Here is a 12,449-nt window from a genome sequence, read left to right on the forward strand (position 1 = left end):
AAATCAAAATATATTTAGTGATTTTTACATTAGGCACATTGATATTTACAGGTTGTATAGGGCAGAAGATTGAACCAAAACCTCCGAAACAAGTAGAAGAGAATAAAACTATAATTGTGGAAGAGGAGCCTATGGTAGAGGCAACTATATATGATTGGTATCAGAATGATGAGCTTATTGAGAAAAACAGAGCCTCAAAGATAGTAGTTGTAAAATCGAAAAGAGTTATGATTCTGCTTGATGAGTATGATAATCTTTTGAGTCGTCACAGAATATCTCTAGGGGAAAATCCTGAAGGTCAAAAGCTTAAAAAAGGTGATAAAAAAACACCTGAGGGTACATATAAGATTATTGATAAACGAAAAGACAAAAAGTACTACAGAGAGATTCTTATCTCATACCCAAATAGAGAAGATAAAACCCGAGCAAAAGAGCTTGGAGTCAACCCTGGAAATGGAATAACAATACATGCACAAGTGCCTATGTTTTGGAATGGAAACGGTGATGACTATACACTCTCTCATGACTGGACAAATGGCTGTATGGCGATGACCAACAGTGGAATGAATACTATTTGGGATATGGTTGCTTTGGGAACAACAGTTGAGATTAGAGAGTGAAAAAGATAGCTATAAGTGTAGGTGACTTAAACGGTATAGGTATCCAATTGGCTTTAGAGAACCATGAGAAAATTGGAGAGAGAGTTGAACCTATATACTGCATAGACAGAGATATATTAGAACAAGCTTCTAAGCTTTTAAATATCTCTATTCCCAAAAATTTTGAATGTTGTGAAAATATAGGAGAATCATTTACTCTGGAGCCCTCAAAAGTAACTAAAGAGAGTGGAGCCTATAGTTTTGCCTCTTTTAAAAAAGCAGTTGAATTAAGCAAAGATAAGAGAGTTGATGGGATTATGACACTTCCTATCCATAAAAAAGCATGGGATCTGGCTGGTATAGAGTACAAAGGTCACACAGATGCTCTAAGAGATTTTTTTGATGCTGATGCTATTATGATGCTGGGTTGTTCCAAAATGTTTGTAGCACTCTATACTGAGCATATACCTTTGCGAGAAATCTCCACAGAGGTTCAAAATATTCAAAAACTCTCTCAATTTTTAATAGATTTTTTCAGTTCAATAGAGCTAAACGAAAGTGAAAAGATTGCACTTCTAGGACTAAATCCACATGCAGGGGATGATGGTGTACTTGGAGATGAAGAGAAATTTATAGTAAAAGCTAGAGAGATGGCTCATGAAAAAATTGGTAAAATAGTCTATACTGAACCTTTCGTTCCAGATGTAGTATTTACGCCAAACTCTCGCAAGAAGTATAGATATTTTGTTGCAATGTATCACGACCAAGGTCTAGCACCACTAAAGGCACTATATTTTGATGAGGGGATTAATATATCTCTGAATCTTCCAATTGTCAGAGCCTCTGTAGATCACGGAACAGCATTTGATATTGCTTATAGTGGAGTAGAGCTAAACAATCTTAGTTATTTGAATGCTATAGATTATTTGTCAACTACCTGATTTCTTCCACCATCTTTTGCCTCATACAACGCATCATCAACTCTCTGGAATATCCCTCTTTGGGAATCACTCACGGTAAACTCTGTAACACCAAAGCTACATGTTATCTTTAGCGAATCTCCAAAATTGTGACTCTCTATAAGTTTACGAAGTGTCTCTGCTATCTTTTTAGCCTCTTGCAGTGTTGCATATTTTGCTACTACAATAAACTCTTCACCTCCCCATCTCGCAAAAATATCTGTTTTTCTAATTTTCATATTGACAATTCGAGATAACTCAAAGAGTACCTTGTCTCCTATGGCATGTCCGAATGTATCGTTGATGCTTTTAAAGTGGTCAATATCAAAAAGTATAAGCGAAAAAGTCTCATTGAACATTAATGCTTTATCTATGGCTAGAGGGAAAACTTTATTAAATTTAACACGATTATATATTTGAGTCAAAAGGTCATAGTCTGCCTGTTTAATAAGATCGTTTTTCTCTATCTCTATATCATTTACATTACAAAAAGAGAGTAGATATTCATCACTTTTTAGATTAGTAACTCTTATATAAAAATATTGAGACATCTCATCAATATGACTATGCAGTTTGACCTTAATGGTTTTTCTTTTTATCTTTGATTTTTTATTATCAATAATAGTCAGCCATTTTTTACCTAGCGAGTACCTATTGATACATCCATCATCTTCTATGAAAAGGGTATCTATACCGTGCTTATGACTATCTTTAAAATCAGAAAAAGAGTTGAATCCAAAAAACTTTAGACCTGCCTTGTTGATATATTTAACCTCTTCATTGGAACTTACAATCATAACATTGTCATGAATATCAAGAGAGAGGTTAAACTTATTATCTTTTGTAAAAAACCCCATTATATACTATGAAAGTTTTTTTATCATTCTCTCTGCTTCCTCTAAGGAGGAGTCAACTTCAAATGCTTTCTTATAGTTTATCAGAGCAGTCTCACTATCTTTAGTATAATAGAGAGTATTCGCATAGTTAAAGTAGTGTGGAGCATAGGTAGAATCTAACTCTATTGCTCTTTTATGATGCTCTATAGCCAACTCATTCTCATCTAACTTATGTAGTACATTTGCTAATGATACATGAGCCATATCCTCTTCTGAATTGATGTCAAGAAGTTCCATATATGTCTCTTTTGCTTCGGACAATCTATCTAAATTAATTAATACAAAGCCATGTTTTAGAAGCAAGTCTAAATTGTCTTTTTCAAGAATTAGAGCTGAAGATAGTGCCTTGTCTGCTTCTATAAAATCACTATTTTCAATAGCTCTATCTGCCATAGATACAAGTTGATCTACTCTTGATTGTCTTGGAGCAGACATGGAAAAACTATTATCCATCGGTCTCATACCACTTATCTGCTCATTGTCTCTGGTAGCCTCAAAATCAACACCCCTTTTTGGGAATGCACCTGAAAATAGCTGTTTAAAAAATAAAACAAAAACTATAATTGAAATTATAAAAAGTAAAAATTGAAATACACTCATATTGTCTCCATGTTAATTATAAAATAATATGATAATCTTACTTAATTATGGATTTATCTCTACCACAATCTCATCATTTGCTACATCAAATCTCACACTTGCACCCTCTGTAACCCTATCCTCCAAAATAAGCTCTGCTAATCTATCCTCAACTTCATCATATAAGGCTCGTTTGAGAGGTCTAGCACCATACATTGGGTCAAAACCTGCCTCTGCTATATACGCTTTTGCACTATCACTTAAACTGATGGTAATATCTCTCTGTGCCAATTTCTTCTCTATATCTCCAAACATTATATCTACAATACTTGTAATTGCCTCCAGATCAAGAGGATTAAAAATCACAATATCATCCAATCTATTTAAAAACTCTGGCTTAAAGTATCTTTTTAATTCATCATTTACAGCTTTTTCTCGCTCATCTCTATCATCAAACAGCATTATTTTATCACTGGCGATATTTGAAGTCATGATAATAATGGTATTTTTAAAATCAATAGTTACACCTTTATTATCCGTTAGTCGTCCATCATCAAGTACCTGTAGTAGTGTATTAAAGACATCAGGATGAGCTTTTTCTATCTCATCAAAAAGTACAACAGAGTAAGGTTTTCTACGAACTGCCTCTGTAAGCTGACCACCCTCATCATATCCAACATATCCAGGAGGAGCTCCCACCAAACGCGAAGCAGCATGTTTCTCCATATACTCACTCATATCTATTCGTATTAGTGACCTATCAGAGTCAAAGAGAAATTTTGCCAAGGTTTTAGCAACTTGTGTCTTACCCACTCCTGTAGGCCCTAGAAACATAAAACTACCAATTGGACGATTTACATCACTAAGTCCTGCTTTATTTCTCTTTATTGCCCTAGCAACTGCTCTTAGTGCTTCATTCTGACCAATTACCTCTCGGTTTAAAATACTCTCAACATTTAAAATTTTCTCTTTTTCACTCTGCAACATCTTATTTACAGGTATTGATGTCCATCTACTCACGATAGTAGCAATCATCTCCTCATCTACAGAGTTTTTGAGTAGCGTACCTTCACTTACCATCTGACTCCATTTTGTCTCAAGCTCCCCTACGCTCCTCTCATATTCAGGAATCTGACCATGTTGAATCTCTGCTACTTTGGAGAAATCACCCTCTCGCTCTGCAGCACTCGCTTTGATTTTCAACTCCTCTATGCTACTTTTGCTTTTGGCTATTTCATTAAAGACTGCCTTCTCATTTTCAAATTGGCTTTGGAGTGACATCTGCTTCTCTTTTAGGTCGGCTAACTCTTTGGCTATCTCATTTAGCCTAGAGCTGTTTCTATCATCACCTTCCATTAAAAGTGCCTCTTTTTCAATCTGAATAGTAGAGAGTTCTCTTTTTGTCTTAGCCAAATCGGTCGGTTCACTCTCTATCTGCATCTTAAGTTCAGCCGCCGCCTCATCTATAAGGTCTATAGCTTTGTCTGGCAAAAATCTATCAGTAATATATCTATCAGACAATTTTGCCGCGGCCACCAGCGCTGAATCAGTAATCGTTACATTATGATGAGACTCCAATCTCTCCTTTATCCCTCGCAAAATCTGCAACGCCTCATTTATCTTTGGCTCTTCAACCTTAACAGGCTGAAATCGTCTCTGCAAGGCTGTATCTTTCTCAAAATATTTACGATACTCTTTTAGTGTTGTAGCCCCTATCGTGTGCAATTCACCACGAGCTAGAGCAGGTTTCAATATATTCGCAGCATCCATACTCCCCTCACTAGCCCCTGCTCCAATGATAGTATGAATCTCATCTATAAATAGAATAACGGTGGAGGCACTCTTTACCTCATCTATAACAGCTTTGAGTCTATCTTCAAACTCACCTCGATACTTTGCCCCTGCGATAAGACGACTCATGTCAAGAGAGATTACTTTCATATTTTGTAGACTCAAAGGCACTTCTCTGTTTACAATTCTCTGTGCTAACCCCTCTGCGATGGCTGTTTTACCAGTTCCTGGTTCCCCAATGAGTATTGGATTGTTTTTGGTCTTACGAATCAAAATCTGCATCATTCGTTGAATCTCTTCATCTCTACCTATCACAGGGTCAAGCTCACCATCTCTCGCTTTTTGATTAAGGTCAATTCCATACTTCTCCAGAGCCTCTAGTGCCTCATCTGCACTCTGCGTATCTATACTTTTGCCACCTCTTATAGACTCTAGTGTCTTTTTCAACTCTGATAAATCAAGATATTTACCAATGCTGTTTTTTATAAATGGTTCGCTGATATTGGCAATAATCCAAGAATCCACAGATAGATACTGGTCACCATTAGCTGTCATTACCCCCTCTGCTTGTTGCAAAGATGCCACACTTTTTTGTGAGAGTCTGATGGTATCTTTTGTGACAGATGAGACCGTAGGCAGAGAGTTTGCCATACTTTTGACCTCTAACTCAATAGCACTCTTATCAATACTCATTTTATTAAATGCTTGATGCAGAAGTGAACTGCTGTTGGTCAAAAGCCCCCACAACATATGAACAGGGTCAACTTCTTGATTTTTATTATGTAGTGCTAGAGAGACACCTGACTCTACTGTTGCACTCATTTGGTTTGTTAATTTTTCTAGTATATTCATATTTAAATCCTTTTTTTTAATAAAGTTTAGTTGATATTATTATACATCCTTAGTCACCTATTGTCAAGTTCAACTCTGTTAATAAAATATTATCATAATTTTAGAGAACTTTTAGTAACATTTGAATAAAATACAACTTAAAATAATGATGGGATTGATACTATAATAATGATAAAAAAAAATAAAAAAGCTCTACTCTTTGGCTTTCTCTCCACAGTGACTGCCTCTGTGTTACTTGTTAGCAATGCTCAGGCTGATGATATTTATGATACAACGCAAAAAAATGACACCTCAAAACTGGAAGCCTATCTAAAATTTACTAAAATTGTTTCAATAGTTGAAGAGCAATATGTTGATGAACTTAATACCAGTGATATTATTGACAAAGCACTAAAAGGGATGCTAGTAAACCTTGATGCTCACTCATCTTTTATGAATGCAAAAGAGTCAAAAGATTTGCAAGTTCAAACAAATGGTGAGTTTGGTGGACTGGGCATTAGCGTAGGGATGAAAGATGGTGCTTTGACTGTTATTGCACCTATTGAGGGGACACCTGCTGACAAAGCTGGAATGAAATCAAAAGACATAATACTGAAAATTGATGACCAAGCAACTATCGGTATGACCATAGACAAAGCTGTATCTCTAATGCGTGGAAAACCAGGAACTCCTATCAAACTAACCGTCATAAGAAAAGGTGAATCTAGACCTCTAACCATAGATATTATCAGAGATATTATAGAGATACAGTCTGTTTATGCAAAAACTATTGGTGATGATATTCTCTATCTCCGTATAACCTCTTTTGACCAAAAAGTTGTTAGTAGTATGACCAAGTCTATATCAGAGCATCCCGAAGCAAAAGGTTTTGTGATTGATTTGCGAAATAACCCAGGTGGACTTCTTAACCAAGCTATCGGTGTGGTAGATATGTTTATAGACCATGGGGTAATCGTAAGTCAAAAAGGTAAAGTTGCTAGTGAAAATCTTATCTATAATGCAAGACCTAGCAATAGTGATATTAAAACACCAATTGTTATCTTGGTAAATGATGGGAGTGCTAGTGCTAGTGAGATTGTATCGGGTGCTTTGCAAGACCACAAAAGAGCTATTGTTATAGGTAAAAAGACTTTTGGAAAAGGCTCTGTACAGATTGTTATGCCTGTTGGTAATAGTGAATCTCTTCGTCTGACAATTGCCAGATATTACTTACCAAGTGGCAGAACAATCCAAGCAGTTGGAGTCACACCTGATATAGAGGTTGATTATGGTGAGATAAAAAGAGCTGATGAGGGTATCTCGATAAAAGAGCGAGACCTTCAACTTCACCTTGAGAGTGAACTTGAAAAGGTTGATGGTCTAGAAGTGGAGAAGGAAGAAGAGGAAGAGGATAAAACCATTATAACAGAGGAGCAAATCTACAAAGATGCCCAACTTAAAAGTGCTATAGATATTCTAAAAGCATTAATGATAAATAAATAAGAGAAAATAAGGACAAATGAAATGAATAAAACGGAACTACTCTATGAGGGAAAAGCGAAAAAAATCTGGCATACAGAAGATAACGCTCTACTAATCTCTGAGTTCAAAGATGACCTAACCGCTGGGAACGGAGCTATGAAGTCTAGTGAGGAGGGAAAAGGTGCATTGAATAATAAAATTTCAACTGAACTCTTCAAACTACTTAATGCAAAAGGTATTCCAACTCACTTCGTAGAGATGATAGATGACAACCATATGCTTCACAAAAAATGTGAGGTAATCCTTATAGAGGTGATTGTTAGAAATATTGCAACAGGGAGTCTAAGTAGAAACTTAGGAATAGAAGATGGGAAAAAACTCCCATTTACACTTGTAGAGTTTGACTACAAGGATGATGAACTTGGTGACCCAAAACTAAATGACCAGCACTGTCTTATCTTGGAGCTAGTAAACAGTACGGATGAGTTAGACTATATCCGATATATGGCAAGAAAAATCAACACTATACTTCAAAAATTTTATCTGGAGAGAGATTTAATCGCTGTGGATTTCAAGTTGGAGTTTGGTAGAGATATGGACGGAAATATTATTCTTATTGATGAGTTAAGTCCTGATAACTTTAGACTTTGGGATGCCAATACAGGTGAGAAGATGGATAAAGATAGATTTAGAGAAGGTTTAGGTGGACTGAAAGTTGCCTATGAAGAGGTATTGTCTCGAATCTTGGGTTAATATCCAAGGAATTAATGTTGAAATCTAGCGAGGCTAAAGCCATCGGTTCCTTATATGCAAGTTGCATTTTCGGAATCGGCGTGTTTACACCCGAACTATTTATTTCAAAATTTATAAGTACAAATAATAAGAAAAGAGTAAAATGAAAGCAATAGTAAATATATTTCTAAAAGAGGGTGTTCTTGACCCTCAAGGAAAAGCAATCCACCATGCACTAGATGCGATGAATTTCGAGGGTGTAGAGGATGTAAGAATGGGTAAACAGATTGTCCTCAAACTTACAAGTACTTCTCGAGATGATGCACTTCAAGAGGTAGAGAAGATGGCAGAGGATATTCTAGCCAATACAGTCATTGAAGATTACACCATAGAGTTAATCTAATGAGTAGCGTAGCTGTAATACAATTTCCAGGGACAAACTGTGATTTGGATACTAAATATGCTTTTGAAAAACTTGGATGTGACACAACAGTCGTGTGGCACAAAGAGACAAAACTACCAGAGAATACAAATTTGGTAGTTATCGCAGGTGGGTTCTCATATGGTGACTATCTTCGCTCAGGTGCTATTGCACAGTTCTCTCCTATTATGAAGGCTATAGTTGCCTATGCAAAAGATGGTGGCAAAGTTCTAGGTATCTGTAATGGTTTTCAAATTCTAACAGAGGTTGGACTTCTCCCAGGTGCATTGAAGAGAAATATCGGTCTTCACTTTATCTCAAAATATCAAACACTCAAAGTTGTAAACAATAGTAATGAGTTTTTGCAAAAATGTGATAAAGATGAGATACTAAACATCCCTATAGCTCATGCTGATGGCAACTACTATATTGATGAAGAGGGGTACAAAAAGCTTGAAGAGAATTCGCAGATACTAGTAAGATACTGCAATGAACGAGGAGAGAGAGCTGTGGTTAATGGCTCTGTTACATCCATTGCAGGTATATGTAACATTGAAAAAAATGTATTTGGACTTATGCCTCACCCTGAACGAGCTATTGAGGATATTTTAGGCTCTATAGATGGAGTCAAAATGTTAGAGGGTCTTGTTGCCTAATGCGAAACTATCAAACATATCTTTTACTAATAGTTACATTTTTTACACTGTTCACATCTCCAATCTTTGCCAGTGATATAGAGTACTCTTATGTTCCTAAAAAAGTATATGAAAAACAGGTATTCCCCATCAGTTTTTTGAGTACAAGCAGTCAAAAAGAGAGAATCACCTTTCAGTTTGCTGACAGAGAGCCTGTCATAAAAGATGCTGTCATTATCAAAAATGGAGCTAAAACTTTCTATACTTTTTACTTCAAAACTACAGAAAGACTGTTTCAAATTCCATCTATTACTATAACTCTCAAAGGTAAAAAGATTGAACTTGATGGAGTCAAGATACCTGTAGAATCTCTAGGAAAAAGAGAGAATTTTTCAGGAGTTATCGCATCAGGACTAAAAATCAAAAGTTATCAAGCCTCTGTATATGATGAGCGTACAAATCTTATCACTATCTCAATAGAGGCACATGATGCGAACTTAGAAGATATATATGTTTCAGATGCTATAAAAGATGGAGTAGAGAAGATAAAACGAACTGGTTCAAAGATAGAGGGAGACTACCATATTGTTCTACCATCAGAGCAAAGCAAACTAACATTTTCCTACTTTGATACGATGAAAGATAAGTTTATTGATAAAAAAATACCTATCAGTATTGATGATGGCTCTGTTGCAGCTCAAACAGATTTAAATCCAAAAGATGATAGCTTTGAGATTTTAAAAAAGTATACACTCATAGGATTAATAACTATATTGGTACTACTTTTTTTATGGAAGAGAGACTTTTTTTATCTAATTGTAGCTGTGATTGCAGCAATAATACTTTTGACCTTCTATACTCCTCTATCAAAAGTGTGTATAAAGGCTGGTTCTGCCCTATATATTCTCCCAACACCTAACAGTACAATTAGTCTCTATACTGACCAGAGGTTTAGCACTACAGAATTAGGTGAGAGAGATGAATATCATAAGATAGAGTATACAAATGGCATTATAGGATGGATAAAAGATGAAGATATTTGCAAAAATTAGATTTTACTATGGAGCATTTATCATAACTTTTATCGCTGCTGGAGTTATGGTTCCACTGATGTTTATATTTAAAAATCGTAGAAATAAAATTTTACATGGTTACAATGCCTTGATTATAAAACTTATGGGTGGCAAGATAGAGACTAAAGGAGTAAGAGATAATAGTGCTGATATGTTTGTAATGAATCATCAAGGTATTATAGATATTGTTGCGATGGAGGCAGCCCAACTTACTGATATGAGATGGATTGCAAAACGACAACTTTTCGATACTCCTTGGTTTGGATACCTCCTAAAACTTCCAAATATGGTAAATGTAGATAGAGAAAACAAAACAGGACTTATTAAGCTCATCCGAGATGCAAAAGAGACTAAAGAGGCTGAAAAACATCGTACTCTTGCAATATTCCCTGAGGGAACTAGAACAGATAAACAGGAGTTGAGAGTATTTAAAGGCGGTGCAAAGATGGTAGCAGAAAAGCTTAAACTTAAAATACAACCTGTTATCATTACAAATAGCAAAAAGCTTCTCAATGAACATAACAAAACTGCTCACTCTGCTACTGTGCATATAGAGTACTTAGATACATTTATAGCCAACAGAGCTAATAAAGATTGGTATAAAAACCTACAAGAGACTATGCAAAAAGCCATAGACCATGAAAAAAACAATAATGAAAGATATAGATAGATATGAATAGCGAAACAGCATTAAAAGATGAACTAGAAAAACATATACGGAAACTCATGAAACCTCTAAAAGATGAAGATGAGTTAGCTACTGTACTAAAAGTAAAATTGACCAAAAAAGAGTTCAAGATTTTTAAAAATTGGGCAAATGGCGAGAACCTACCTGAGCTACTTGAAAAACTAGCTATAGATGAAGAGAGATATAGTTCTCTAAAAGATAAACTTATCAAGAAATTAAATCAAGAGAAGTTTAAGCAGGAGGTTATGGTATAGTTCGGGTGTAAACACGCCGATTCCGAAAATGCAGATTGCATATAAGGAACCGAACAATATTTCAATTTCAAAACAGTAGAGACAAGGGACTCCCTTGTCTAAAAACAAAGAAGTCTATTACTGTTATTGCAATCTCTTCAACAACCCAACAGTAGGATAGGCATCAGCCGCCAACTTAAATTGCTGTTGTACCTGCTTAACAGCTTTTCGAGTCTTCTCACCTATAATCCCATCAACATCTCCAACATCATAACCTCGTCTAACCAAGAGCTTTTGTAACTGTTTAACCTGTGCAAAAGAGAGAGATGCAATTTTTGCTCGACTTGGTCTAACCTTTTTAGCACCAGCTAGACGAGTAGCAAAATAGGCTGCTGTGGTGGAGTACAATAGAGACTCATTCCACTTCAGATATACTATTTTGAAGTTGTGATATGCCAAAAAAGCTGCACCATCTTTTCCCATTGGGAGTAGCAGAGATGCACTTAATCCTCCTCTTAGTTTTCGACCATTAGCTCGTTTGACTCCAAGTTTAGCCCAGTGAGAGAGTGAGTAACTATGCTCTATTCCTGATTGTTTCCAAGGCATTTTTTTAGGCAATACAACCTCTTCAAGCCAAGGCTCACCTCTCCTCCATCCTGCATTTTTGAGATAGTTTGCAGTTGAAGCTAGAGCATCAGGAACGCTTTTAATTAGATTTCGTCTGCCATCCTTATCAAAATCAACAGCATATTTAAGATAATAACTTGGCAAAAATTGAGTCTGTCCTATCTCTCCTGCCCATGCCCCTTTCATCTCTGATAATTTCAAGTCTCCTCTATCTATCAGAGCTAAAGCACTTAAAAGCTCTGGTCTAAACTTCTCACCTCTTCTACAATCATAAGCCAGTGTTCCTAGTGAACGGATGGTACTAAACTTTCCTTGGACTGCACCAAAACTCGTCTCTAGCCCCCAATATGCTGTGATGACAGAAGCAGGAATACCATAACTCTTCTCTATATTCCTAAAAAGTGTTCCATATTTTCTTATTAGCTTTCTACCTTTGTTAAGTCGATATTGAGATACTAGCTTACTAGAAAACCCCGAGAAAGTTTGTGAGAATTGATTCTGTTTTCTATCTTTTTTTATGACAGACGGACTGTATTTTAGACCATTCAAAGCAGAGTTGACTGTTTTTTGAGAGATTCCATTTCTAAGGGCATCCTGTTTGAAATGCCCTAACCAATTACTAAAACTTGTTCTATTTTTACACTCTTTAGCAACACCTATTTGTGTTGTTCCTAAAACTAAAAGCAGAACCATGATACTTTTTTTCATAGATATAAACCTTTTTTCTCTATTTTTGTGAAGTATATCATTTACTACTTTAGATTTACTAGACATCTTGCAAAACTAGGAACCGATGGCTTTAGCCCAATGCCGTTGAATTAAGCTTTTTTATACGATTCTTATTTTTTTGGAAACGGAGAGTTTACTCCCGAACAGCGGAGGCAGAGCCTTCCGATTCCAAGT

General features: G+C 35.9%; 13 protein-coding genes. 9 read left to right on the forward strand and 4 right to left on the reverse strand.

Translation table 11 applies throughout. The features are described from left to right. Together GSY74_RS02700 and pdxA are read left to right on the forward strand one after the other, a co-directional pair. On the forward strand, positions 1-620 hold a 620-nt coding region (locus GSY74_RS02700; RefSeq protein WP_223157438.1), incomplete at its 5' end, for a murein L,D-transpeptidase family protein. Continuing rightward, a complete protein-coding gene (gene pdxA / locus GSY74_RS02705; protein ID WP_164663575.1) occupies positions 617-1,540 on the forward strand; it encodes a 4-hydroxythreonine-4-phosphate dehydrogenase in 924 nt (307 codons plus the stop codon). The genes GSY74_RS02700 and pdxA, both read left to right, overlap by 4 nt. On the opposite strand, the gene GSY74_RS02710 is transcribed toward pdxA, so the two are convergent. From GSY74_RS02710 to GSY74_RS02720, 3 genes are read right to left on the reverse strand one after another with little or no spacing between them, the layout of a single operon-like run. Then, on the reverse strand, positions 1,522-2,415 hold the full coding sequence (locus GSY74_RS02710; protein ID WP_164663576.1) for a GGDEF domain-containing protein: 894 nt from the start codon (positions 2,413-2,415) through the stop codon (positions 1,522-1,524). The two genes, pdxA and GSY74_RS02710, sit on opposite strands and share 19 nt — an antisense overlap. A 6-nt stretch (positions 2,416-2,421) precedes the next feature. Next, positions 2,422-3,054, reverse strand: coding sequence for a tetratricopeptide repeat protein (locus GSY74_RS02715; RefSeq protein WP_164663577.1), 633 nt, complete (start codon positions 3,052-3,054; stop codon positions 2,422-2,424). Between the two features lie 45 nt (positions 3,055-3,099). After that, positions 3,100-5,676, reverse strand: a complete 2,577-nt coding sequence (locus GSY74_RS02720) for an ATP-dependent Clp protease ATP-binding subunit (RefSeq protein WP_164663578.1) — start codon at positions 5,674-5,676, stop codon at positions 3,100-3,102. 168 nt (positions 5,677-5,844) lie between these two features. Here GSY74_RS02720 and GSY74_RS02725 point away from each other — a divergent pair, with 168 nt between their 5' ends. From GSY74_RS02725 to GSY74_RS02755, 7 genes are all read left to right on the forward strand, one after another. Continuing rightward, on the forward strand, positions 5,845-7,158 hold the full coding sequence (locus tag GSY74_RS02725; RefSeq protein WP_164663579.1) for a S41 family peptidase: 1,314 nt from the start codon (positions 5,845-5,847) through the stop codon (positions 7,156-7,158). A 21-nt stretch (positions 7,159-7,179) separates the two neighbouring features. Then, on the forward strand, positions 7,180-7,890 hold the full coding sequence (gene purC, locus GSY74_RS02730) for a phosphoribosylaminoimidazolesuccinocarboxamide synthase (protein ID WP_164663580.1): 711 nt from the start codon (positions 7,180-7,182) through the stop codon (positions 7,888-7,890). A 142-nt stretch (positions 7,891-8,032) separates the two neighbouring features. Further along, positions 8,033-8,272 carry a phosphoribosylformylglycinamidine synthase subunit PurS gene (gene purS, locus GSY74_RS02735; protein ID WP_164663581.1) on the forward strand — a complete coding sequence of 80 codons (240 nt, stop codon included), beginning with the start codon at positions 8,033-8,035 and terminating at the stop codon, positions 8,270-8,272. Beyond that, a complete protein-coding gene (purQ, locus tag GSY74_RS02740; RefSeq protein ID WP_164663582.1) occupies positions 8,272-8,946 on the forward strand; it encodes a phosphoribosylformylglycinamidine synthase subunit PurQ in 675 nt (224 codons plus the stop codon). The genes purS and purQ overlap by 1 nt, the downstream gene beginning before the upstream one ends. Continuing rightward, the gene (locus GSY74_RS02745) at positions 8,946-9,977 is read left to right on the forward strand and encodes a hypothetical protein (protein WP_164663583.1); all 1,032 of its coding nucleotides are present in this window, start codon (positions 8,946-8,948) and stop codon (positions 9,975-9,977) included. The genes purQ and GSY74_RS02745 overlap by 1 nt, the downstream gene beginning before the upstream one ends. Then, positions 9,955-10,668 carry a 1-acyl-sn-glycerol-3-phosphate acyltransferase gene (locus tag GSY74_RS02750; protein ID WP_164663584.1) on the forward strand — a complete coding sequence of 238 codons (714 nt, stop codon included), beginning with the start codon at positions 9,955-9,957 and terminating at the stop codon, positions 10,666-10,668. Before GSY74_RS02745 ends, GSY74_RS02750 begins: the two co-directional genes overlap by 23 nt. 2 nt (positions 10,669-10,670) lie before the next feature. Next, positions 10,671-10,940 carry a hypothetical protein gene (locus GSY74_RS02755; protein ID WP_164663585.1) on the forward strand — a complete coding sequence of 90 codons (270 nt, stop codon included), beginning with the start codon at positions 10,671-10,673 and terminating at the stop codon, positions 10,938-10,940. Positions 10,941-11,063: 123 nt separating this feature from the next. On the opposite strand, the gene GSY74_RS02760 is transcribed toward GSY74_RS02755, so the two are convergent. Beyond that, positions 11,064-12,254: a lytic murein transglycosylase gene (locus tag GSY74_RS02760; protein ID WP_164663586.1), complete on the reverse strand. Its 1,191-nt coding sequence runs from the start codon at positions 12,252-12,254 to the stop codon at positions 11,064-11,066. Positions 12,255-12,449 lie beyond the last annotated feature (195 nt).

This window comes from Sulfurovum sp. bin170 (genome assembly GCF_010892395.1).
GTDB lineage: Bacteria > Campylobacterota > Campylobacteria > Campylobacterales > Sulfurovaceae > UBA1140.